This is a genomic window from Mesorhizobium sp. M0227 (genome assembly GCF_040321855.1).
Classification (GTDB): Bacteria; Pseudomonadota; Alphaproteobacteria; order Rhizobiales; family Rhizobiaceae; genus Mesorhizobium.
This window is the reverse complement of sequence record NZ_JAMYSJ010000001.1, coordinates 373,272-394,954: the sequence shown is the minus strand read 5'-3', so window position 1 is coordinate 394,954 and position 21,683 is coordinate 373,272. Positions and strand designations below refer to the sequence as shown.

Below are 21,683 nucleotides of genomic sequence, written 5' to 3'. Positions count from 1 at the left end.
GCATCGAAACGCGACATGCTTGAAATCAAAACCATATCCAAACGCTATGGCGAGACGATCGCGCTCGCGGACGCATCGATCGCGTTTCGGGCGGGAACCATCCACACCATCCTGGGCGAGAACGGTTCGGGCAAGAGCACGATGGTCAAGCTGCTGTCCGGCATCGTCCAGCCGGACAATGGCGCGATCCTGCTGCACGGCAAGCCGTTTTCGGGTGCCAAGCCCTCGGCCTTCCAGGCGCAAGGTTTTGCCACGGTGTTCCAGGAGGTGCTGATCGCGCCGGACTGCAGCGTCATCGATAACATCCTGCTCGGCCTCGACGGGCTGGTCCGGCGCGCTGTTCCCCGCAACGAGCGCCGTGACCGGGCGAAAGCCGCGCTGAAGCGCTTCGCGGTTACCGACGTCCCCCTCGACAAGCCAGCCGGCCTGCTGCCGCTTGCCGCGCAGCAATTGGTCGTTCTCGCCCGCGCGATCGTGCGCAACCCAAAGATCCTGATCCTCGACGAGGTCACCGCCGCGCTCGACTTCGCCGATCGCGAATCCGTCTTTTCCCTGATGCGCGCGCTGGCCGGCGAAGGCTGCCTGATCCTGTTCATCACCCACCGCATGGACGAGGTGATGTCGCTGTCGGATCGCATCTCGATCCTGCGCGGCGGCAGCGTCGTGCGCACCGAGGAGCGCGGCGCTTCGACGCCGGCTGAACTTCTCAAGGCGATGGCGCCACGCACGGCGGCGGAGCTGCAGCATGGCTGATCGCGCCGCCCTCGATTTTGGTGGTCTTGCCGTTCGGGACCTTGTCATCGCGCCCGGCGCCAGCCCGATCACGCAGGCAATCGCTCCGGGTGAGATCGTCGGGCTTGCCGGTCTCGATGGTCATGGCCAGGAGCTGTTTCTCAAGATGCTTGCCGGCCTGGAACCGCCCCATGGCGGCTCGATCGAACTCGGTTCATCGGATGCCTCCCGAAAGATTACCGGGTTTCGCAAGGCTGTCGCCAGCGGCATCGCCTATTTGCCGCGCGACCGACGCGCCAACGGCATTTTCCCGACACAGTCGGTGCTCGACAATTTCGCCGTCTCGACCTTGTCGCGCGACACGCGGCTCGGGCTAATCAGCCCGTCGGCACGCAAGGCGCGCTACGACTTCTATCGCGAAAAACTCTCGATAGTGGCGCCCCGGCCCGATGCGCCGATCACCACTCTTTCGGGCGGCAACCAGCAGAAGGTGCTGTTGGCGCGTGCCTTGGCGCTGGAGCCCGCGATCCTGCTCCTCAACGATCCGACGCGTGGCGTCGACGTGGCGACGCGGCATGTGCTCTACGACGTGTTTCGCGGGCTGGCGTCCGACGGCATGGGGCTCGTCATCCTATCCAGTGAAATCGAGGAGATTCTTCTCCTGTGCCAGCGCGTGCTGGTGTTCCGTGAGAATGAAGTCGCGGCCGAGATCTCTGGCGACGCGCTCACCACCGACAGCGTGATATCAGCCATGTTCGGACGTGCGGCATGAACCCTGTTGCGCGCCTCCTGTCCCTTGGGCGAAATTTCGGCTTCGCGGTGGTGCTGCTGGTCGTGCTGCTTGCGATCAATCTTATCCTCAGCCCCGGGCGGTTCCAGCCGGGTTCCTGGGGCGCGCTGGTCGGATTGGCGGCGCCCTTGATCGGTGCGGCCATTGCGTCCACGCCTGTCATCCTCGCCGGGCGTGGCGGAATCGACATCTCGGTCGGGCCATTGATGGGCTTCGTCAACGCTTTGACGATCCAGGTGCTGTTCCTCGGCACCGGCATCTCATCGCCCCCGGTGCTCGTTCCGGCTGCATTGCTCGTCGGGGCGCTGGTGGGTGCTGCGAACGGCTTTCTGGCGACAATCGTGCGCATTCAGCCGATCGTCGCGACGCTCGGCACCTATCTGATCCTCACCGGCGTGACGTTAACAATCCTGCCGGCGCCGATCGGTCCCGCACCGGCCTGGCTCAAGGCACTGTCCGGTCCGCTGTCGATGCTGCCGCTGGCGGCGATGTTCATCGTCTGGTGGCTGGTGCGGCGCACCCCTTACTACGACCAGCTTATGGCGGTGGGCAGCGACGACCGTGCCGCCTACACCGCCGGCGTCGATGTCACGCGCGTGCGCTTCATCGCCTATATCATGACCGGCATCCTTGGCGGCTGCGCCGGATTGATGCTGACCGCGCTGATCGGCTCCGCCGATCCGAACATCGGGCCAACTTACACACTGATCGCCATCGCCGCGGTAGCGCTCGGCGGCGTCAGCCTTGCAGGCGGCCGTGGTGGGGTGGCGGGTGCCGCCATCGGCGCCATCGACATCTTCCTGCTGCAAAGCGTGCTGACGACGTTCAACGTCTCGACCTTCGTGCTGCAGATCGCCTACGGCGCGATCCTGGTGCTGGCCGTGATGCTGACAGCGCTGCAGGAACGTCTTGCTATGGGGAGACGCTGACATGGTTTTGCGCCAAAACCTCTTCGCCACAACCAACGCTCGCGTCGTCGGCGCCTTCTGCGTCGCCGCCCTTCTGCATCTCGCCGGCACGATCCTCATTCCTGGCTACTCCGCGCCGTTTGCCATACGCGCCATGCTGGTGCTCGCCTCGCTGCTCGCCGTGGCCTCGATCGGGCAGACGCTGGTCGTCATCATGGGCGGCATCGACCTGTCGATCCCTTTCGTCATTGGCTTTGCCAATGTCGTGGCGGCGCAGCTTTATGGCGATGGCTGGCATTTTGTCCTGGTCTGCGGCCTCGTCAGCGTACTGGCGATCATCATCGGCGGGCTGAACGGGCTGATCTCGCGCAGCCTCGACATCCAGCCGCTCATCGTCACGCTCGGCATCGGCATGGTCGTGCAAGGGCTGGTGCTGTTGTGGACGGCGGGTTTCCCGTCAGGCTCCGCACCGCAAGCGGTATCCAGCTTCGTCTCGATCGGCGGATCGGCCGGACCGCTGCCGGTGCCGTGGCTGGTGCCGAGCCTTGTCGTGCTGGCGGCACTCGTCGTCCTGGTGCTGGAGCGAACGCCCTATGGCCGCCGGCTTTACGCGCTGGGCAGCAATCCGGGCGCGGCGCCGCTGGCGCTGATTGACCCGGTTCGCATGTGGGTCATCACCTATGCGGCAAGCGCTTTCTTCGCCGCCGTGGCAGGAGTGCTGCTGCTCGGCTTCACCGGTTCGGCCTATGGCGATGTCGGCCAGCCCTATCTGTTCCAGACCATCGCAGCCGTTGTCGTAGGAGGTGCAGCACTTGTCGGCGGCCGGGGAAGCTATCTCGGCACGATCGCCGGCGTGCTGGTGCTGACCGAGATCAACACGCTGCTGATCGGCCTCGGCTTCCAGCCCGCAGCGGTGCAGGCCGCGCTCGGCTTCGTCATCGTGCTGCTGGTTTCGCTCTATGGCCGCGAACGGCACGTCTCGACAACCATCTGAAAGGACCAGTCAGTCGAGCCGCCACAGCTTGCGGGCATTGCCGGACAACAGCCTGTCGCGCTCGGAGATGCTGCAGCCCGAGAGCAGTGCATGGGTCGCCGCCACCCAGGTCGACAGACCGCCGCCTAGCGTGCAGACCGGCCAGTCGCTGCCCCAGACGACACGGTCCCAGCCGAATGAATTGATGGTGTGCTCGACGTACGGCCGCAACGTCTCAACCGTCCAGCTGCCGGCATCGGCATAGGCGACGACACCGGAGATTTTGGCCATGACATTCGGGCGCCGGGCGATGTCGCTCATATGCTCGCGCCATGGATGTTCGCTCTTGCCTTTGATGTCGGGGACGCCGCAATGGTCGAGGACGAACGTCACATCGGGTGCCAGGTCGGCAAGCACGATCGCCCTGGGGATCTGGTGCGGCAGCACGACGAGATCGAAGGTCAGGCCGGTGCCGCCAAGCCGCTTTATGCTGGCGCGAAACACCGCACCTTCCGAGAGCTCGTCGGGCACGACGTGGAGGACGCGGCGAAAGCCTTTTACGAACGGGTTTGCCCGCTGCCGTTCGAGATAGGCCGCGAAGTCCCCTTCCTCAGGACGGCAGGACGCGATCACCCCGGCCAGCATGCTGCTGGGCTGCCGTGACAGGCCTTCGACCCGAGCGGTTTCAGCCTCGATGTCGGCCGCATCGACATCGACCTCCATATGCAGCACGCGCTCGACGCCGACACGCTGCGCCTCCACGGCGTAGTCCTCATAGGAGAAATCGCGGTTGAGCGCCGGCACGCCGGCGAGCCAGGGATAGCGCAGGGCCGAGCGATCGATGAGATGCAGATGGGTATCGATGATCATGGTGAGGCTCCTCCCTCTGGCTTTTCAAATCATCTCACGGGGGAATTCTTCATTCAAATAAGAATTCACACCGATGAGCCTACTGCTGATCCAGCAAGGTGCGACAGCTTTTCACACGTTGCCAGCAACAGTTCGATCGTCCTGGTGATGTCGGGCGCGGAAGGCGCGTTGACCACCGTGATGTAGGGAATCGACAGCGCGGCGATCGCCTTGCCGTCGGAACTGCGCACCGGGGCGGACAGGTTGAAGACGCCGGCTGTCTGCATCGAGGCCATCATCTCGTAGCCACGGTCGCGGATCTGGTCGAGACGGGTGAAGAACTCGGTCGATTGCGCCGTCTTGTCGGTGCTGCGGACGTGTTCGGAAATCATCATCTGGCGCTCTTCCGGTGAGCGGAAAGCGAGCAGCACATGTCCCGAGCCGGTGTCGAACAGACTGATATGGGAGCCGACCCGGATCGATATGCCCCAGTAGTTCGGTGCTTCTTGCTGGCCGATGACGACGGCAGAACCGCGATCAAAAACAACGAGTTGGTTGGCCTGCTGCGATGTCTCGGCAAGCTCACGCATCAGCGGCGTCGCATAGGAGACCAGCCGCCGAACCGGCGCGTGCAACTGTGCCAGACCGAACAGCTTGAGCGTCAGCGAATAGCGGTCGCCGTCGAGCCTGGTGACATAGCCGCGCCGCACCAGCCGGTCGAGCATACGGTAGAATTCGTTGGGGCTGCGGTCGAGTTTCTTGGCGATTTCTGCCTGGGTCAGGCCGCCGTCGACGCCCGCCAGCAGTTCAAGGATATCGAGCCCCTTGTCGAGCGCCGGCGCGCGATAGCGCTCGTCTTCGCTGTCGTCCATGGGCTCATCCTCCAGTGAATTTCACCCTTCATATATGCAGGAACGTGCGCGGCGGAAACAAATTTCGCCTTGACGTGTCTATGAATGTTTTGTTTGTATATGAATGTAGCACTTCTTGTCATCAGACGAGTTGCGGTCGCCGCGGAGGCGGCACCAAGGGAGGATACCGATGAACAGACTGCTGTCCGGCGTGTGCGCCGGTGCATTGTTGCTCGCGTCAGGTGCGGGCGCTGCCCTTGCCGGCGACCTGCCCGGCAAGTTCGAAGGCGTGACCGTCGACGTGAAGCTGATCGGCGGCCAGCAATATGAAAAGCTCTACGAGCGCATTCCCGAATGGGAGAAGGCGACCGGCGCCAAGGTCAACATCCTGACCAAGAAGAACGGCTTCGACATCGACAAGGAGCTCAAGTCCGACATCGCCTCGGGCAGCACCAACTGGTGCGTCGGCTGGAACCATTCGTCCTTTGCGCCGCAATATACGGGCCTTTACACCGACCTCAGCAAATTGCTGCCCAAGGAAGAGATCGACGCTTTCGTGCCGTCGACGATCACGTCCGCAACCATCGACGGCAAGCTGGAGATGCTGCCGCGTGCGCAGTTCGACGTTTCGGCGCTCTACTACCAGAAGAGCCTGTACGAGAACGCCGACAACAAGACCAAGTTCAAGGCGAAGTACGGCTATGATTTGGTGCCGCCGGACACCTGGAAGGAAGTGACCGACCAGGCCCAGTTCTTCGCCAACCCACCCAATTTCTACGGCACGCAGTTCGCCGGCAAGGAAGAGGCGATCAACGGCCGCTTCTACGAGATGGTTGTCGCTGAAGGCGGCGAGTATCTCGACAAGGACGGCAAGCTGGTCTTCAATTCCGAGGCCGGCATCCGGGCGCTCGACTGGTTCGTCAACCTCTACAAGGCCAAGGCCGTACCGGCCGGAACCACCAACTATCTCTGGGACGATCTCGGCCAGGGCTTTGCGTCCGGCACCGTCGCCATCAACCTGGACTGGCCGGGCTGGGCTGGCTTCTTCAACGATCCGAAGTCGTCGAAGGTCGCCGGCAATGTCGGCGTGAAAGTCGCGCCGAAGGGCTCGTCCGGCAAACGCACCGGCTGGTCGGGTTTCCATGGCTTCTCGGTGACCGAGAATTGCCCCAACAAGGAGGCCGCGGCTTCCCTGGTGTGGTGGCTGACCAACGAAGACAGCCAGAAGCTCGAGGCCGCCGCAGGCCCGCTGCCGACCCGCACCGCGGTGTGGGACTGGGATTTGAAGCAGGCCGAAAACGATCCTTACAAGAAGGAGGTTCTTACCGCCTTCCAGGAAGAGGCCAAGCACGCGTTTGCCGTGCCGCAGACGCCTGAATGGATCGAGATCTCGAACGCCGTCTATCCCGAATTGCAGGCGGCGATCCTCGGTGACAAGACCTCCAAGCAGGCACTGGACGATGCGGCCGCCAAGGCGACGCAAATCCTCCAGGACGCCGGCAAGCTCTAGAAACGGGCTCCCAAGGCTGCCTCCCCCATCGGAAATGGGGGAGGCGATCGTGTTTCGCGGCCAGCGATTTACGCTAACCCATCGCCCCCGGCCCACTCACGGCCGTCCAAATGCAAACACCTCAAGGATTCTGATGAAGGGCTTCAAGCCATCCGCGCCATTCCTGCTGCTGCTTCCGGCCATGATCGTGCTGGCGGCGGTTGTCGTTGTGCCGTTGCTGTTGTCCCTTTACTCCAGCTTCACGCCGTTCCGCCTGACGCGGCCCGAAACGTTCTACGTCTTCATCGGCATCCGGAACTATCTTTCGATCCTGTCCAACACTGATTTCTGGTGGGCGTTCGGTCGCACGGTGCTGCTGCTGACCATCGCGCTCAATCTCGAAATGCTGCTTGGCCTTGGGCTTGCCATGCTGGTCGAGAAAGCGACACGCGGCCAGCGCATCCTGCGCACGCTGATGATGTTTCCGATGATGTTTTCGCCGATCCTGGTCGGCTTTCAGTTCAAGTTTATGTTCAACGACAATATCGGCCTGGTGAACAATGCGCTGCAGTCGCTCGGCATCACGCAAGACGCCATACCGTGGCTGATCGAGGGCCATCTCGCCTTCATCGCCATCTCGATCGCCGAGATCTGGTCGTCGACGGCGATCTTCGCCATCCTGATCCTCGCCGGCCTGCTCGCCATGCCCAAGGAGCCGATCGAGGCGGCGCGGGTCGACGGCTGCACGCCGTGGCAGACATTCCGCTATGTGACGTGGCCGTTCGTCATGCCTTTCGCGTACATCGCCATGACCATTCGCTCGCTCGACGTCGCGCGCGCCTATGACATCGTCAAGATCATGACCGATGGCGGACCGGCGGGCCGCACCGAACTGCTATGGACCCTGGTGGCCCGCACCGCCTACAGCGACGGGCGCATGGGCATGGCCAACGCCATGGCCTATTTCTCGATCCTGCTGTCGATCGCCTTCACTGTCTACTTCTTCAACAAGCTCGCCGCGGCGCGCACGCAGATCGGTGCGGAGTGGTGATGGACGAGAATTCTTCCGCCCGCCTGAAGCGCCGGCTGCTGGGCGTCGTCTATCGCATCGGCCTGTTCCTGGCGATGCTGACCATCTGCCTGCCGGGCCTGTGGATCGTCATCTCGTCGCTGCGGCCGGCGGTCGAGATCATGGCCAAGCCACCGGTGTGGATCCCTCAGGAGATCTCGTTCGACGCTTATGTCGCCATGTTCTCAGGCATCGGCAAGGGCGGCATCCCTGTCATCGAATATTTCCGCAACTCGCTGATCATCTCGGTGACCTCGACAGTCATTGCGGTGGCCATCGGCATGGCCGGCGGCTATGCCTTCGCGCGCTACCGCTTCCGCGGCAAATCCAGCGTCTTCCTCAGCCTGATGCTGACGCGCACCGTGCCGGGCATTGCGCTCTCGCTACCGCTGTTCTTCCTCTATGTGCGGCTTGGCATCATCGACACGCATTTCGGGCTGATCCTTGCCTATGTCGCGCTCAACGTGCCGTTCACCATCTGGCTGATCGACGGCTTCTTCCGCCAGGTGCCCAAGGACCTCGCGGAGGCGGCGCAGATCGATGGCTGCACGCGCTGGCAGGCGTTCTGGCAGGTCGAGTTCCCGCTTGCCGGACCGGGCATCGCTTCGGCCGCCATCTTCGCCTTCCTGACCTGCTGGAACGAGTTCGCGCTGGCCTCGCAGCTGACCCGCTCGGTGAGCGCCAAGACGCTGCCGGTCGGCCTGCTCGATTACACGGCCGAGTTCACCATCGATTGGCGTGGCATGTGCGCGCTGGCCGTGGTGATGATCATTCCGGCGCTCACCCTCACCTACGTCGTCCAGAAACACCTTGTCGGCGGCCTGACCTCCGGCGCGGTGAAAGGCTGATACCATGGCAACCGTTACCCTCACCAAGCTGACCAAGCGCTACGGCAACATCGGGATCGTGCACGGCATCGATCTCGACATCGCCGACCGCGAATTCATCGCGCTGGTCGGCCCGTCCGGCTGCGGCAAGTCGACGACGCTGCGCATGATCGCCGGGCTGGAAGAGATCAGTGCCGGCTCGATCGAGATCGGCGGGCGCGTCGTCAACGACCTGCCGCCGCGCTCGCGCAACATCTCGATGGTGTTCCAGTCCTATGCGCTCTATCCGCACATGACGGTGCGCGAGAATCTCGGCTTCTCGCTGAAGATCGCCGGTGCCGCCAAGGAAGACATGGACCGCCGTGTCGCCGAGGCCTCGGCCATTCTTGGCCTCGACACACTGCTGGACCGACGCCCCTCGCAACTCTCCGGCGGTCAGCGCCAGCGCGTCGCCATGGGCCGCGCCATCGTGCGCGATCCTGACGTCTTCCTGTTCGACGAGCCGCTTTCCAATCTCGACGCCAAATTACGCACGCAGATGCGCACCGAGATCAAGAAGCTTCATGCCAAGGTGCAATCGACGGTGATCTACGTCACCCATGATCAGGTCGAGGCGATGACGCTTGCCGACCGCATCGTCATCATGCGCGACGGCCATATCGAACAAGTCGGCACGCCCGACGAGGTGTTCCGGCAGCCGGCGACGCGCTTCGTCGCAGGCTTCATCGGCTCGCCGCCGATGAACCTGCATGAAGCCACGATCGATGATGGCCAGATGGTTTTCGCCAGCGGCGAAAAGCTGCCGCTGCCCGCCCAGTTCAATACCAACGTCGCCACCGGCGACAAGGTCGTGTTCGGGCTGCGGCCGGACGACATCTATCCGACCGGCCATGGCATCAGCTCCGGTGGTGCGGCCGATGTCCACCAGATCGAACTGCCGATCACGGTCACCGAACCGCTCGGCAACGAGACACTGGTGTTCGTCGAATTCAACGGTACGGACTGGGTGTCGCGCATGCTGAACCCGAGGCCACTGCGGCCGGGCGAGCGGGTCGCCATGAGCCTCGACATGTCGCAGGCGCACCTGTTTGCCACCGAGACCGGAAAGACATTGCGGAGCTGATCGGCATGGCCAAAATTGAGAAAGTCGACCTTCGGATGGTGGACCTTGTGCCCAAGGTCAAGCGCACCGACGCCATCCAGAGCTTCGTCAGCCAGGAAACGCCTATCGTCACCATCACCGATTCCGACGGTGCGGTCGGCACCGGCTACAGCTACACGATCGGCACCGGCGGCTCGTCGGTGATGCGGCTTTTGTCCGACCATCTGGTGCCGCGCCTGATCGGCCGCGACCCCGACATGATCGAGGCAATCTGGCACGATCTCGAATTCGCCACGCATGCCACGACCATCGGCGCCATCACCGCCATCGCCATCGCGGCCATCGATACAGCACTGTGGGACCTACGGGCAAAGAAGCAGAACCTGCCTTTGTGGAAGCTGGCCGGCGGCGCCAAGGACCGCTGCCCGCTGTACACGACCGAAGGCGGCTGGCTGCACATCGAGACGCAGGCGCTGGTCGACGATGCGCTGGCCGCCAAGGCCAAGGGCTTTCGCGGCTCGAAGGTGAAGATCGGCAGGCCGCACGGCTCGGAAGATCTGGCGCGCCTGTCGGCGGTGCGCAAGGCGGTCGGCGACGGCTACGAGATCATGACCGACGCCAATCAGGGCTTTTCGGTCGACGAGGCGATCCGGCGCGCGGCAAGATTACGCGACCTCGACCTCGCCTGGATCGAGGAGCCACTGCCGGCCGACGACATTGACGGGCATGTGCGGTTGTCGAACTCGACGCCGACGCCGATTGCCATCGGCGAGTCGCTCTACTCCATTCGCCATTTTCGCGAGTACATGCAGAAAGGCGCCTGCTCGATCGTGCAGGTCGATGTCGGCCGCATCGGCGGCATCACGCCCTGGCTCAAGATCGCGCACGCGGCGGAGGCCTTCGACATTCCGGTCTGCCCGCATTTCCTGATGGAGCTGCATGTCAGCCTGACCTGCGCTGTTCAGAACGGCCGATATGTCGAGTACATTCCGCAACTCGACCAGTTGACCGGCAAGCGCCTCCGCATCGAGGATGGCCAGGCGCTGGCGCCCGACGAACCCGGCATCGGCATCGATTGGGACTGGGACGCGGTCAAGGCCATGAGCATCGCCGAATTCACCACGGCGATCACGAAATAGGAGAATGATATGCAGCGGATGGGAATGGTTCTGGGGCTGAAGCCGGAAAAGGTCGAGGAGTATGTCCGCCTCCATGCCGCCGTCTGGCCCGACGTGCTGGCCATGATCTCCGCCTGCAACATCAAGAACTACTCGATCTACCTGAAGCGGCCGGAGAACGTGCTGTTCAGCACCTTCGAATACCACGGCAGCGACTACGAGGCCGACATGGCGAAGATGGCGGCCGATCCGAAGACGCAGGAATGGTGGGCGGTCTGCATGCCGTGCCAGGAGCCGCTGGCGACGCGCAAAGAGGGCGAGTGGTGGGCCGAGATGGATGAGGTCTTCCATCATGACTGAAGGCGGTTTCGACCCTGCCTTGCTCGTTCAATCCTGGCCAAAACCCTCCAAGCCCCGGCAGATCGTCACCTTCGGCGCCGGATCGATCGTCGGCGACGCGCATTTCCCGGCCTACCGGAAGGCCGGCTTTCCGGTTGCCGGGCTTTATGATCCTGATCATACCAGGGCCGAAAAGCTGGCCAGCCAATGGGGCGTGACGGCCTTTGGGTCGGTCGAAGAAGCTGCTGCCGTCGAGGGCGCGATCTTCGACCTTGCCACCCCGCCGTCGCGTCATGCCGATGTGCTGAAGTCCTTGCCTGATGGCGCGGTGGCGCTGATCCAGAAGCCGATGGGCAGCAATCTTGCCGAGGCGACCGCGATCCTCGAGATCTGCCGCGCCCGGAAGCTGCACGCAGCGGTGAACTTCCAATTGCGCTTCGCGCCGATGATGCTGGCGCTCCAAGATGCCGTCGGCAAGGGCTGGCTCGGCGAGATCGTCGACTTCGATGCCTGGCTGGCGCTGGCGACACCGTGGCAGCTTTGGGAATTCCTGCTCAAGGCGCCGCGCGTCGAGATCGCCATGCATTCGATCCACTATCTCGACCTGATCAGGCAATTGCTCGGCGACCCCAAGGGCGTGCACGCTAAGACGCTCGGCCATCCCAATCATGCCGTGGCGCAGACGCGCACCAGCGCCATTCTCGACTATGGCAACACCATGCGCTGCGCGCTGTCGATCAACCACGACCACAAGTTCGGCCGCCGGCACCAAGCCTGCGAGTTCCGCATCTGCGGCACCGAGGGAGCTGCCTATCTCAAGTTGGGTCTCAACCTCGATTATCCCACAGGTGAGCCGGATGTGCTGGAAATCTATCCGAAAGGCGGGACGGACTGGATCGCAGTGCCCTTGGCCGGCGAGTGGTTTCCCGACGCCTTCGTCGGCCGCATGGCCAATGTCCAGCGTTTTGCCACCGGAGAAGATGCTACGCTGATCAGCCCGGTCGAGGACGCGTGGAGCACGATGGCGCTGGTCGAGGCGGCGTATCAGTCGAGTGCGGCACCGGCGACGCCGATTGCGGAAAGACCCTGATGGAACGGATTCAGTATTTCGAAGACTATGAGATTGGCGCGTCGCGCCTGACCAGCGGCCGCACCATCACCGAGACCGACTTCATCGTCCATGCCGGCCACACCGGCGATTTCTTCCCGCACCACATGGACGCCGAGTTCATGAAGACGACGCCATTCGGCCAGCGCATCGCGCACGGCACGCTGGTGTTCTCGGTCGGCATCGGGCTGACGGCAACCGTCATCAATCCTGTTGCCTTTTCCTATGGCTATGACCGGCTGCGCTTCATCAAGCCGGTGTTCATCGGCGACACGATCCGGACGCGCACGACAATTACGGCCAGGGAAGACGACCCGAAGAGGCCGGGGGCGGGACGGGTGATCGAACGCTGCGAGGTGATCAACCAGCGCGGCGAAGTGGTGCTGGCGGCCGACCACATCTACATCGTCGAACGCAGGCCGGCGCAGGGCTGAAGCCCATCGCATGCCCATGAGCCACGCCGTCAGGATTCTCGCGACAGGCCATCTTCCCTGATCGCGCGGACCAGCGTCTCGCTTCCTTCGCGAAGATGCTGCCTCAGAATGCTTATGGCCCTGTCGCCGTCGCGCCGCCGGCAGGCGGCCAGCAGCTCGCGATGCTCCGTCTGCGAGCGGCTGCGATAGTCCAGGTTCGACAGCAGGATGCGGACGTAGCGATCGGCGGCATTGTGGTGCGCCTCGATCAGGCCGAGCAATCGATGGTTGCCACAGGCATCGTAGAGAGCCAGATGAAAGGCACGGTTCAGCGCACCCCATCGGCCGACATTGCGCTCCGCGTCGATCTGGTCGAGCACCTGTTCGGCCTCGTCGAACTTCGCGCCGGAGAGGCTGGGTACCGAAAGCCGGAGCGCCTCGCTTTCGAGCAGCTCGCGTAGCGCGTAGATTTCACTGATCTCGGCGCCGTCCATCCGGGCGACCTGCGCGCCTTTTGTGGGATGAATGGAAACAATACCTTCGGCTTCCAATTGGCGAAGGGCGTCACGAATTGGCATGCGGCTGAAGCCAAACTGCTCGGCCAATTCATCCTGGCGCAGCGGCGTGCCCGCCCTGATGGTTCCACTGGCAATCGCTTCGCGCAGGACATTGGCGACCTGTTCGGCCACGGTCCGCGGCCCCTGCATCACGCTTTCCGCAAATCCTCGCAATCGATGCTCCCCGTTTTCACACAGCATCGAGCCTAATTGAAAAACCCATGCGGATATAGGTATGCCCGTATACACACTGCCCGCGCCAAGCAGACTTCCTCCGCAAGACGCCACCCGCCTCCGCAAGGCAACGTCCCGATTCGCGCATATGAGACGATCGTCTGAAGCACTGAAGGCGCGGCTCGCCCAGCCCTGCGGGCTTTCAGCCAGTCTGCGGCAGGTCAAGCGCGGAGCGCATCCGCCCGACACCACGCTTGTAGAGCATCGCGCCTTGAGCTGGGGCGAGCAGATCAGCATGCGGCGTGAAGTCGGCAACGCACTTGTTGAAGGCGATCTCGCCACACCCGGGAACCAGGCAGTCGAGCTTTCCCTTCGGACACTGACTGAACTTGCAGAGCCGGCCCAGATATCTGTCGCTGCCGGGTTCGATCAGAAAAACGTCTAGCTGGTGATCGGCAACGCTGATCCCTGTTCCCTTCTCAAACGCCTCACGCAGGGCAAGAGCGGCGGCGCGACGCAGTTCGCCTAGACGAGCCTGCGAGTCAAGCCAAAGCGCCAGGTCGAGATCGCTACATTCATGCCAGACCTCGATCCGAGCGCGCCGGAATTCGCTGAAGCGCGGCACCTCTTTCCAAAGCGGCTTCGCGACAGAGCCGATAACGGCCACCGCCCCCACCTCTCGAAAACGCGTCCAAGCATCGGTGACGACATCCGCCGCCGCGCGGAACTGCTGCTGGCGTTCCAGCATGTAGCGATTTTGCTCGTCAATCGCCGCGCGCCGCATGTCAGGCCAACAGTTTCATGAAATTGCGCTTGCGGCCGAAGCGGTCTTTCACATCCGCCAGATACGCGGCATGTTCGGACGCGCCGCGCAGGCCGGCCATACGGCCGATCAGGGTTGACGCTTCTGCATAGGCGCCGTTACCGCCAAACTGGGCCAGTTGGTTTACGCGTTCCGCATAGATCTTCAGTGCCTCGCGCGGATGCGTGGCTTCACTGACCTGCGCGAGCTTTTCCTTCAGTCCTTCGGAAGCGCCATGTGCGCGCGTGTTCGCCCACGCCAGATCAAACTGCTTCTCCTCAATCAAGATGCTGATGAGCAGATCGGCCGGATAATGCCAGGCGGACGGCTTCTCGCGCGCTAGCCTGGACTGGAGGCGCTTGATTACTCGATCGCGCGTCGCCGTGCCCGTCTTGCACAGCCGTTGATACAGTCCGAAGCTCGGTGCCTTCTCGAATGCGCGCCACAGATGCGCTTCGGCGTCCGCATCGCGACCGGCCGTGGTCAGCAGGTCGACTACAAAGGAAATGAGCCGCTCGTCGGGTCGATCATCCTCGAACACCCACAGGCCGTCCTCGGCCCTGCGCAAAGCCTCTTCGGCGCGACCGTGCGAGAGGCAGAATTTGGCGACTTGCAGATAGGCTTGCTGTGAGGACAGATGCTTGGCGCGAAGGGCGATGCGTGCCTCGAGGTCGCCATCGCGGTCAGCAAAGAAGTCGAGGATTTCCTGCAGCCTGAAATGGTCGCCGGACAGTCCGTGACCTATCCGATTCTTGCCGGCGGTTGCGGGCAGTTCATTCCAGGCTTCGTTGGCCAGGCGACGGTATTCGGCCAATCCTTCCTCGCCGAGGATATCGCCATAGCGCTCAGCCGCGCCACCGAAGGTGTCGTAGCCACCATTCATCTCGCGCGCGAACAGGTCACGCGCCAGGGACAAGGGTTCGCAAGGCGCCTCCGAGACAGCGTTGCAGTGAATTTCGCATGCCCGGTCGAGAAGTGGGGCGCAATGGCCATCGGAATCGTCCACGACCTCGATGGCAGCCTCGATCCGATCGATGGCTCGCATAGCGAGCCGTATAACGATGCCCGCATGCTTGCTCGAGACCGAGGCGATCACATCGAGCGCCTCGTCCACACCTTGGGCCCAGTCGGGCGCCTCGCGGTAATCTATGAAGCCATTCGTGGCGGTTGCGCCGTCGATCATCTTGCCGAGACGCGCCTCGATGGCCGCCTCGTCGCCGTCTTGCGTAGTCAGCGTGGCCATTTCCAGCCTACGCAACAGGATAGGATCGCGCTCGACGACATCCATGATCATATCGACAAGCGCCGCCTTGTTCTTGCCTTCCAGATGTTCGCGTATACGCGTGAACACATCGATGCTTTGCGCTTCCGTGTCGCTGCCCATCGCGTTTGCCGCCAGCGCCGTCGCCACCAAATGCTTGCAATAGCCCCAGTCGCCGAAGGCGCGGCAGGAACACGAACCGTCGACCGACTCGCCACGCCCCGTCAGTTCAACACGGTAGTCCTCCGTGCCGGCAACCTGCGCCAGCACGCGCTTGGGCCCAACGGTCAGCAGTTGCACCAGCCCGTCACGCCAGTAGGCCTCGCCGCGCGAGTACACCTTGGTGCCGACAAGATCGCGCAGGGCATCGACATCGAAACGGGGTCGGCTGTTCTTGCGGTTCATAGTGGCGGCTGGAGCCTCGAGTCAGCCGAGATGAGACGCAGGGCTTCGTCCAACGTAACGGTCGCATGCAGCCGCCCACATGCTCCGGTGTGCCTGTGCCACATGAGGTCGAACCGGGTCTCGGCGAGATGCTCCTCCACATGATCGAGCCGGGCGAAGGGAGCGTTGAATTCTTCACCGTCATCCGAACGGTAGCGCGCTGAGAAACCGTATTTGCTTCCTCGCCACTTGCCGAAAATGTCTAGCGGATGGTCGAGCCGATTCGGCTGGCCGTGGATGAACCGAGGCTTCAGAACCTCGGCGATGAAACGCTCGCAAGTGGCAGCCATGGCCAGCTTCTCGTCAGCCGAAGGCTTCTTAACCCACACCATCGCGTTTTCCCGTTTCGCCAGCGCGATCATTTCCCACTATCCGCCGCCAAGAGCGCTGTGGGGCTGCCCTCAGCCATACGGTATCGCCGTTCATGATAATCGACCGATCCGGCGAGGCAATCCTTTTTGAACGCAGAATGCATCTGGCATCATTTGCGAGAATTACCCGATCGAACATGACCGCTGACCTGCACGCCGTCCTCGGCACGCAGGTACAGGAAGCCGGGGACGGACAGCAACGGGATGACCGCGGTCAGCAGGAACACCTGGTGGAAGCGTTCCGCTGTCACGATGTGGGTTTCTCCTGCGACAAGGCCCAGCACCATGGCGGCGATCGAAACGCCCAGGGAAACGCTGAGTTGCTGCAGGACGCCGCCGAGACTGGTGGCGCGGCTGAGCTTGTCGGCCGGCAGGTCGGCGTAGGAAAGCGTGTTGGAGGTCATGAACTGCGCCGACCGGATGACCCCGAAGACAAAGGCGTAAAGGCCGATCATCCAGTGCGGCGTATCGGCTTCGATCAAGGCGAAGCCCCCGACAGCGGCGGAACCAACCACCGCGCTGCCGATCAGCACGACATTGAAACCGAAGCGCCGCAACAGCGGCGACAGCAGCGGCCGAATGAGCAAGGCGCCGAAGCTGCCGACGAATGTCAGCGAGCCCGAGGTGACCGGGCTCATGCCAAAGCCGACCTGCAGCATCAGCGGCAACAGGAAAGGCACGCCATTGAGGCCAACGCGGCACAGGCCGCCTGCGAGCGTACCGACCCAGAACGAGCGAAATCGAAACAGTGTCAGATCGACTGCCGGTGCAACGACGCGGCGCGCATAGCGCCCGAAGGCGAGCAGCAGCAGGATCGCCGCGGCCAACACCAACGCTGTCGCCGAAACGGAGATGATTGGCCTACCGATGCTTTCCAGTCCGAACTGCAGCAGCGCGACTCCGCATCCGACCATCAGGAACCCGGCAAAGTCGAAGCGTTGCACCGCTTCCTCGCGGAAATCGTCGACGAAGCGCAGCGCCGCCAGAATGCCGAGGCAACCGAATGGCACGTTGACATAGAATATCCAGCGCCATGAGGCATAAGTGGTCAACAGGCCGCCGAGCAGCGGCCCGATCACAGGCCCCATGATGGCGGGCAAGGTCGTGTAGGTCATGGCGGTGATCAGCCCGCTGCGTGGGAAGCTGCGCAGCAGGATCAGCCGCCCGACCGGCGTCATCATGGCGCCGCCCAGCCCCTGCAGGGCGCGCATCGCCAGCAGCATGCCGAAACTGTTGGCCATGCCGCACAGCGCCGAGCCGAGGGTGAAGGTGAAAAGCGCCAGCGCGAACACTTTTCGCGCACCGAACCTGTCGGCGAACCAGCCGCTGACGGGAATGAATACGGCCAGCGTCAGAATGTAGGTGGTGATCGCCAGGTTCAGCCTGACGGGCGTCGTGTCGAGACTGCGTGCGATGGCGGGGATCGCGGTGGTGATGATGGTGGAATCGAGCTGCTCCATCAGAAAGGCGATGGCGACGATGATTGGGATGATCAATCTCAGCCTCGGGTCGCGCTCGGTGGCAAATTGAGGCTGTTCCAATTCTATTGCCAATTCCGTCATGCAAGCGGCTGCTCTATTCCAGGTGGCGCGTCCGCGTTCAAAGGCAAGGTCGCCTTCCGTGCGGCAAGCCAGCCGAGGCCCGATCACACGGCCTGTCTTATGGTCCGACAAGCAGGCAAGCGGTAGTCATTTCCTCTTTGATGGAAGTCAACAAATTTTGACTGCCGACCCCTTCGAGAGGAGATCGGCAGGACAGCGCATTGGGAGTCCGAACTGCCGTCGCCAGGCACATTTGCGTTTCAGCGGACGCCCGTCCCGATTTCGTGAAGGAACGTGTCAGGTAAGAGGCCGTCTTACCGCCGCCATGAGCGCTTGCGTCTTGACGGCACAGCGAGATTGAGCCACTTGTCGACTAGTATACAAGTGGTGAGGCCATGCTTGAAGTTCTCGTTCGCGCACCGCAGTCGCTGGAAGTCCGGCAGGGCGCCATGCCAGAGCCCGGCACTGGCGAAGTCGTCGTTCATGTCAGCCGTGCCGGCATCTGCGGCTCCGACATTCACATATTGCACGGCTCCAATCCGTTCGCCGTCTATCCGCGCATCATCGGCCATGAATTCGCCGGCACCGTAACAGCGCTCGGACGCAATGTGACCGGCATAGCGGTGGGAGACCGCGTGGTGGTCGATCCCGTGGTGTCGTGCGGCCACTGCTATCCCTGCCGGGTCGGCCGCTCCAATGTCTGCGCCAACCTCGAAGTGATGGGCGTTCACCGCGACGGCGGTTTTCGCGCCTTCGTGGCGGTGCCGGCGGCAAATGTCATACCGGTTCCAAGGGATATGCCGTTTGGGCTGGCGGCACTGGCCGAGCCGTTTTCCATCGCCGCCAATGTGCTTGATCGTACCGGTTGCGGACCCGAGGACACGGCGCTGATCTATGGCGCCGGCACGGTCGGCGTCACTGTCCTGCAGGTCGCCAAGCTCAAGGGCGCACGCTGCATCGTTGCCGATATCGACGAAGCCCGCCTGGAGCGAGCGCTCCGCTTCGGCGCCGACAGGGTGATTCACTCCGTGCGCGATCCCGTGCCGGCCGCGGTGCGCGGTGAAAATGACGGTCTTGGCCCGACGCTGGTCATTGACGGCGCCGGCATTCCCGCACTTCTTGACGAGGCTTGCCGGCTGGCCAGCCCGGCGGGCCGCATCGGCCTGCTCGGCTTTTCGGACGCCCCATCCAACCTCAGCCAGCAGGAAGTGGTGCGCAAGGAACTGACCATCGTCGGCTCGCGCCTGAACCGCCGGCTGTTGCCGCGCGTCGTCGAATGGCTGGCCGACAAGCGGCTCGATCCGCAAGGCATGATCACACAGGTCTTCGCGGCGACGGAGGCGCGCGCCGCCTTCGACCTGATCGAGAAGGAACCTCAGCGCACGCTCAAGGTCCAGCTGGATTTCTCTTGAGCCGGTTTAGCCCTCGACCAGCGCGATGGCGCGCAGCGGTGATCCGGTGCCGCCTTCGATCGCCAGCGGCAAGCTGATCAGGAAGCACCGAGGCGGCAAGTCACCAAGCCGTGCGAAATTCTCGCCGATCAGGATGCCGGCTGAAAGCAACGTATTGTGCGCCGGGAAATCCTCGCTGCCGAAACAATCGATCGACAGGCAGTCCGAACCGACGATGCGCGCACCGCGCTCGACCAGCAATTCGCTTGCTTGTCGCGACAGGCCGGGCCAGTCGGCGAGAAACGCGGCCGGATCGTCCCAGAACCGGTCCCAGCCGAAACGGAAGAACACGGCGTCGCCCTGCCGTACGCAGCCCTGTTCGGCCTCGAAAGCGAAGATAGAACCCGGCTCAACCGCCTGCCGGGGCGCGCAGTCCCGCGCATCGATCGTCACCATGCGGCCGAAGAAACGCTCGACCGGAATGTCCGAGATGGCAGCACCGCCGCGGATGAAATGGACCGGCGCGTCGAAATGCGTGCCGGTGTGCTCGCTCATAGCCAACGCATGGTTGCAGGCGACGTCGCCGCGGTCATAGGATTCCACCATCTCCTGGCAGTAATGCGGGTGCGTCGGCCACACCGGCATGCCGGGCTTCATCGGATGCGTCAGGTCGACGAAGGAAACTGCCTTTGTTTCGAACAGCCCGGCGAGCGTATCGGTGGCGGGTGTCATCTGACGCGAGGCCTCGGCACGAGAGCGACGATCAGGATGATCAGCACGCCGGTCAAAAGGAAGCGCACGCCTGCCTGGATGCCAAAGGTGTTGAGCATGGTGGACATCAGGTTGAAGAACAGCGCAGCCCCCCATATGCCTACCGCGTTGGCCTGTCCACCGGCGACGCTGGTGCCGCCAAGCACCACCACGGCGATCGATTCCATCAGATAGGCGTCACCCATGTTGAGTGCTGCCCCGCCGCTGAAGCCGGCAAGCAGGAAGCCGGCGAGCGCTGCCGCCGTGCCGCACAGCATATAGGCAATCAACCGCACCCGGGCGACGTTGATGCCGGCGAGCCGCGCCGCCGGTTCGCTCTGGCCGGTGGCCAGCAATTGCCGGCCCCAGACCGTGCGTTTGAGGACGACCATGGCGACCAGCGTCAGCACCATCACCGCGATCGGCATGAATTGGACACCGCCAAGGTTCATCAAGGTAAACCGGGAAAGGCCGGCCGGCGGCTTCAGTGTCGCCTGGCCGCCGAGATTAAAGGCAAGCGACTGGAAGACGAAGCTCCAGGCGAGCGTTGCGATGATCGGCGGCAGCCTGAGCGCGACGATGGCAAGGAAGTTAGCGGCACCCGCGACGGCGCCGACGGCAAGTGCTGCAAGCAGGCCAGGCAGCAGCATGCCGTCGGACCCTTGCATGACCGTTATCGATACATAGGCGGCCAGCGTCAGCACGGATGGCACGGACAGGTCGATATTGCCCGGCCCGGAGGCGACGACGAACATCTGCCCGGTTCCCACCACAACGCTGAAGGCACCGAAGGCGAGCGCCCCCGAGAGCGTGGCGCCGGCGCTGTCGATACCGGAATAGGCTGATGTCACCACCCACATTGCGAGCGCCACGATGAAGCCGTAGGTCCACGGCGCGAGGCTCAATCTTCGGGTCATCGCGCCCGCTCCGACAAAAGCACGCGCCCGGCCAGCACGAGAAACAGGATAACGCCCTGGGCACCAATCTGCCATGTCGGCGGCACCTGCAGGAAAGACAAAAGCGAGCCCGCGAGCGACAGCGTCAGAGCGCCGACCACCGTGCCGACCGGCGAGACGACGCCACCGGTGAAAGCGCCACCGCCGAGGATCACCGCGCCGACGCCGAGCAGCGTATAGGCCGGCGCGACATTGGCGTCGCCCGATGTGGTGAGGCCGGTCAGCGTCAGCCCGGCCAGACAGGCGAGCAGGCCGGCGGCGGCATAGACAGCGACGCGGATGCCGACAACGGACCAGCCGGCGCGCTGGACGGCGCGCGGATTGCCGCCTGCGCCGCGCAACACCACGCCATAGGAGGAGCGTGAGATGACGAGATGGCCGGCAAGCGCCGCCAGTGCCGCCAGCCAGATCGACAGCGGCATCAAAGGCGGCTGCCAGCTCATGAAGGCGGCAAGCCATGCGGGTGCCGAGCCACCCGGTGCCGGCAACAGGATGACGGCGATGCCTAGCCAGATGAAGGACATGCCCAGCGTCACGATGATCGAGGGCAATTGCCGAGCATGAATAAGCAGGCCTAAACCGGCATAGGCGGCGATCAGGACCAGGTAGCACAGCGCCGCAATTGCCGGCGCATCCCCGAGATAGAGCGCCGTGATGCAGGTGATCAGCCCGACAAAGGCGCCGTTCGACAGGTCGATGTCGCCCAGCATGATCACCATCATCTGCGCCAGTGCGGCAAAGACCAGCGGCACCGAGAGCTTGAACAGCAGATGGAAGCCGAAATAGCTCATCGCCGCCGGGCGGATGCTGAAGATGATGGCCAGCATGACCAGCAGCGCGATTGCCGGCAGGCCGACCTGCATCGCAT

Annotated in this window: 23 protein-coding genes; 13 read left to right on the top strand and 10 right to left on the bottom strand. The window is 63.3% G+C overall.

The annotated features are described in order from the left end of the window. The first annotated feature begins 15 nt into the window (after positions 1–15). The 4 genes from NKJ00_RS01725 to NKJ00_RS01710 are packed head-to-tail and all read left to right on the top strand — an operon-like array spanning position 16 to position 3,424. The gene (locus NKJ00_RS01725) at positions 16–753 is read left to right on the top strand and encodes an ATP-binding cassette domain-containing protein (protein ID WP_352440084.1); all 738 of its coding nucleotides are present in this window, start codon (positions 16–18) and stop codon (positions 751–753) included. Next, positions 746–1,504: an ATP-binding cassette domain-containing protein gene (locus tag NKJ00_RS01720; RefSeq protein WP_023808860.1), complete on the top strand. Its 759-nt coding sequence runs from the start codon at positions 746–748 to the stop codon at positions 1,502–1,504. Before NKJ00_RS01725 ends, NKJ00_RS01720 begins: the two co-directional genes overlap by 8 nt. Then, on the top strand, positions 1,501–2,451 hold the full coding sequence (locus tag NKJ00_RS01715) for an ABC transporter permease (RefSeq protein ID WP_023808861.1): 951 nt from the start codon (positions 1,501–1,503) through the stop codon (positions 2,449–2,451). The genes NKJ00_RS01720 and NKJ00_RS01715 overlap by 4 nt, the downstream gene beginning before the upstream one ends. 1 nt (position 2,452) lies before the next feature. Then, entirely contained in the window at positions 2,453–3,424 is a 972-nt protein-coding gene (locus NKJ00_RS01710) for an ABC transporter permease (RefSeq protein ID WP_352628477.1), read from the top strand. 9 nt (positions 3,425–3,433) lie between these two features. On the opposite strand, the gene NKJ00_RS01705 is transcribed toward NKJ00_RS01710, so the two are convergent. Next, the gene (locus NKJ00_RS01705) at positions 3,434–4,273 is read right to left on the bottom strand and encodes an amidohydrolase family protein (protein ID WP_352609312.1); all 840 of its coding nucleotides are present in this window, start codon (positions 4,271–4,273) and stop codon (positions 3,434–3,436) included. A 65-nt stretch (positions 4,274–4,338) separates the two neighbouring features. Continuing rightward, positions 4,339–5,124: an IclR family transcriptional regulator gene (locus NKJ00_RS01700; protein ID WP_023808863.1), complete on the bottom strand. Its 786-nt coding sequence runs from the start codon at positions 5,122–5,124 to the stop codon at positions 4,339–4,341. 169 nt (positions 5,125–5,293) lie between these two features. Between NKJ00_RS01700 and NKJ00_RS01695 the strand changes: the two genes are divergently transcribed. The 8 genes from NKJ00_RS01695 (at position 5,294) to NKJ00_RS01660 (ending at position 12,589) form a co-directional block, all read left to right on the top strand. Beyond that, positions 5,294–6,613, top strand: coding sequence for an ABC transporter substrate-binding protein (locus NKJ00_RS01695; RefSeq protein ID WP_023808864.1), 1,320 nt, complete (start codon positions 5,294–5,296; stop codon positions 6,611–6,613). Between the two features lie 133 nt (positions 6,614–6,746). Beyond that, on the top strand, positions 6,747–7,643 hold the full coding sequence (locus NKJ00_RS01690) for a carbohydrate ABC transporter permease (RefSeq protein ID WP_023808865.1): 897 nt from the start codon (positions 6,747–6,749) through the stop codon (positions 7,641–7,643). Further along, positions 7,643–8,509, top strand: coding sequence for a carbohydrate ABC transporter permease (locus tag NKJ00_RS01685; RefSeq protein ID WP_023808866.1), 867 nt, complete (start codon positions 7,643–7,645; stop codon positions 8,507–8,509). Before NKJ00_RS01690 ends, NKJ00_RS01685 begins: the two co-directional genes overlap by 1 nt. A 4-nt stretch (positions 8,510–8,513) precedes the next feature. Then, entirely contained in the window at positions 8,514–9,611 is a 1,098-nt protein-coding gene (locus NKJ00_RS01680) for an ABC transporter ATP-binding protein (RefSeq protein ID WP_352628475.1), read from the top strand. Between the two features lie 5 nt (positions 9,612–9,616). Next, the gene (locus NKJ00_RS01675; RefSeq protein WP_023808868.1) at positions 9,617–10,729 is read left to right on the top strand and encodes a mandelate racemase/muconate lactonizing enzyme family protein; all 1,113 of its coding nucleotides are present in this window, start codon (positions 9,617–9,619) and stop codon (positions 10,727–10,729) included. 9 nt (positions 10,730–10,738) lie between these two features. Further along, entirely contained in the window at positions 10,739–11,068 is a 330-nt protein-coding gene (locus NKJ00_RS01670; protein ID WP_023808869.1) for an L-rhamnose mutarotase, read from the top strand. Continuing rightward, positions 11,061–12,137 carry a Gfo/Idh/MocA family protein gene (locus NKJ00_RS01665; protein ID WP_128302350.1) on the top strand — a complete coding sequence of 359 codons (1,077 nt, stop codon included), beginning with the start codon at positions 11,061–11,063 and terminating at the stop codon, positions 12,135–12,137. The genes NKJ00_RS01670 and NKJ00_RS01665 overlap by 8 nt, the downstream gene beginning before the upstream one ends. Continuing rightward, positions 12,137–12,589: a MaoC/PaaZ C-terminal domain-containing protein gene (locus NKJ00_RS01660; RefSeq protein WP_128302349.1), complete on the top strand. Its 453-nt coding sequence runs from the start codon at positions 12,137–12,139 to the stop codon at positions 12,587–12,589. Before NKJ00_RS01665 ends, NKJ00_RS01660 begins: the two co-directional genes overlap by 1 nt. Positions 12,590–12,618: 29 nt before the next feature. Here the strand turns inward: NKJ00_RS01660 and NKJ00_RS01655 are convergent, their stop codons facing one another. From NKJ00_RS01655 to NKJ00_RS01635, 5 genes are all read right to left on the bottom strand, one after another. After that, complete coding sequence (locus NKJ00_RS01655; protein WP_502895155.1) at positions 12,619–13,257, bottom strand: GntR family transcriptional regulator; 639 nt, start codon at positions 13,255–13,257, stop codon at positions 12,619–12,621. A 244-nt stretch (positions 13,258–13,501) separates the two neighbouring features. Then, positions 13,502–14,083, bottom strand: a complete 582-nt coding sequence (locus NKJ00_RS01650; RefSeq protein ID WP_023808873.1) for a hypothetical protein — start codon at positions 14,081–14,083, stop codon at positions 13,502–13,504. Position 14,084: 1 nt separating this feature from the next. Further along, positions 14,085–15,767 carry an SWIM zinc finger family protein gene (locus NKJ00_RS01645; RefSeq protein WP_352628473.1) on the bottom strand — a complete coding sequence of 561 codons (1,683 nt, stop codon included), beginning with the start codon at positions 15,765–15,767 and terminating at the stop codon, positions 14,085–14,087. Continuing rightward, a complete protein-coding gene (locus NKJ00_RS01640; protein ID WP_245273055.1) occupies positions 15,764–16,168 on the bottom strand; it encodes a DUF3024 domain-containing protein in 405 nt (134 codons plus the stop codon). Before NKJ00_RS01640 ends, NKJ00_RS01645 begins: the two co-directional genes overlap by 4 nt. A 119-nt stretch (positions 16,169–16,287) precedes the next feature. Next, positions 16,288–17,718 carry a DHA2 family efflux MFS transporter permease subunit gene (locus NKJ00_RS01635; protein ID WP_245486006.1) on the bottom strand — a complete coding sequence of 477 codons (1,431 nt, stop codon included), beginning with the start codon at positions 17,716–17,718 and terminating at the stop codon, positions 16,288–16,290. Positions 17,719–18,113: 395 nt separating this feature from the next. Between NKJ00_RS01635 and NKJ00_RS01630 the strand changes: the two genes are divergently transcribed. Further along, the gene (locus NKJ00_RS01630) at positions 18,114–19,130 is read left to right on the top strand and encodes a Zn-dependent oxidoreductase (protein WP_128302346.1); all 1,017 of its coding nucleotides are present in this window, start codon (positions 18,114–18,116) and stop codon (positions 19,128–19,130) included. A 6-nt stretch (positions 19,131–19,136) separates the two neighbouring features. Here the strand turns inward: NKJ00_RS01630 and NKJ00_RS01625 are convergent, their stop codons facing one another. The 3 genes from NKJ00_RS01625 to NKJ00_RS01615 are packed head-to-tail and all read right to left on the bottom strand — an operon-like array spanning position 19,137 to position 21,678. Then, complete coding sequence (locus tag NKJ00_RS01625; protein WP_352628470.1) at positions 19,137–19,841, bottom strand: cyclase family protein; 705 nt, start codon at positions 19,839–19,841, stop codon at positions 19,137–19,139. Further along, positions 19,838–20,776 (bottom strand): ABC transporter permease, encoded by a 939-nt coding sequence (locus NKJ00_RS01620; RefSeq protein ID WP_023808879.1) that lies wholly within the window; start codon positions 20,774–20,776, stop codon positions 19,838–19,840. Before NKJ00_RS01620 ends, NKJ00_RS01625 begins: the two co-directional genes overlap by 4 nt. Continuing rightward, entirely contained in the window at positions 20,773–21,678 is a 906-nt protein-coding gene (locus NKJ00_RS01615; protein ID WP_031212319.1) for an ABC transporter permease, read from the bottom strand. Before NKJ00_RS01615 ends, NKJ00_RS01620 begins: the two co-directional genes overlap by 4 nt. Between the last annotated feature and the right edge of the window lie 5 nt (positions 21,679–21,683).

Bases quoted from the DNA above. Each gene is read 5' to 3' on its own strand.
- NKJ00_RS01725 (WP_352440084.1), top strand. From the start codon at position 16: ATGCTTGAAATCAAAACCATATCCAAACGCTATGGCGAGACGATCGCG.
- NKJ00_RS01720 (WP_023808860.1), top strand. From the start codon at position 746: ATGGCTGATCGCGCCGCCCTCGATTTTGGTGGTCTTGCCGTTCGGGAC.
- NKJ00_RS01715 (WP_023808861.1), top strand. From the start codon at position 1,501: ATGAACCCTGTTGCGCGCCTCCTGTCCCTTGGGCGAAATTTCGGCTTC.
- NKJ00_RS01710 (WP_352628477.1), top strand. From the start codon at position 2,453: ATGGTTTTGCGCCAAAACCTCTTCGCCACAACCAACGCTCGCGTCGTC.
- NKJ00_RS01705 (WP_352609312.1), bottom strand. From the start codon at position 4,273: ATGATCATCGATACCCATCTGCATCTCATCGATCGCTCGGCCCTGCGC.
- NKJ00_RS01700 (WP_023808863.1), bottom strand. From the start codon at position 5,124: ATGGACGACAGCGAAGACGAGCGCTATCGCGCGCCGGCGCTCGACAAG.
- NKJ00_RS01695 (WP_023808864.1), top strand. From the start codon at position 5,294: ATGAACAGACTGCTGTCCGGCGTGTGCGCCGGTGCATTGTTGCTCGCG.
- NKJ00_RS01690 (WP_023808865.1), top strand. From the start codon at position 6,747: ATGAAGGGCTTCAAGCCATCCGCGCCATTCCTGCTGCTGCTTCCGGCC.
- NKJ00_RS01685 (WP_023808866.1), top strand. From the start codon at position 7,643: ATGGACGAGAATTCTTCCGCCCGCCTGAAGCGCCGGCTGCTGGGCGTC.
- NKJ00_RS01680 (WP_352628475.1), top strand. From the start codon at position 8,514: ATGGCAACCGTTACCCTCACCAAGCTGACCAAGCGCTACGGCAACATC.
- NKJ00_RS01675 (WP_023808868.1), top strand. From the start codon at position 9,617: ATGGCCAAAATTGAGAAAGTCGACCTTCGGATGGTGGACCTTGTGCCC.
- NKJ00_RS01670 (WP_023808869.1), top strand. From the start codon at position 10,739: ATGCAGCGGATGGGAATGGTTCTGGGGCTGAAGCCGGAAAAGGTCGAG.
- NKJ00_RS01665 (WP_128302350.1), top strand. From the start codon at position 11,061: ATGACTGAAGGCGGTTTCGACCCTGCCTTGCTCGTTCAATCCTGGCCA.
- NKJ00_RS01660 (WP_128302349.1), top strand. From the start codon at position 12,137: ATGGAACGGATTCAGTATTTCGAAGACTATGAGATTGGCGCGTCGCGC.
- NKJ00_RS01650 (WP_023808873.1), bottom strand. From the start codon at position 14,083: ATGCGGCGCGCGGCGATTGACGAGCAAAATCGCTACATGCTGGAACGC.
- NKJ00_RS01645 (WP_352628473.1), bottom strand. From the start codon at position 15,767: ATGAACCGCAAGAACAGCCGACCCCGTTTCGATGTCGATGCCCTGCGC.
- NKJ00_RS01640 (WP_245273055.1), bottom strand. From the start codon at position 16,168: ATGATCGCGCTGGCGAAACGGGAAAACGCGATGGTGTGGGTTAAGAAG.
- NKJ00_RS01630 (WP_128302346.1), top strand. From the start codon at position 18,114: ATGCTTGAAGTTCTCGTTCGCGCACCGCAGTCGCTGGAAGTCCGGCAG.
- NKJ00_RS01625 (WP_352628470.1), bottom strand. From the start codon at position 19,841: ATGACACCCGCCACCGATACGCTCGCCGGGCTGTTCGAAACAAAGGCA.
- NKJ00_RS01620 (WP_023808879.1), bottom strand. From the start codon at position 20,776: ATGACCCGAAGATTGAGCCTCGCGCCGTGGACCTACGGCTTCATCGTG.
- NKJ00_RS01615 (WP_031212319.1), bottom strand. From the start codon at position 21,678: ATGCAGGTCGGCCTGCCGGCAATCGCGCTGCTGGTCATGCTGGCCATC.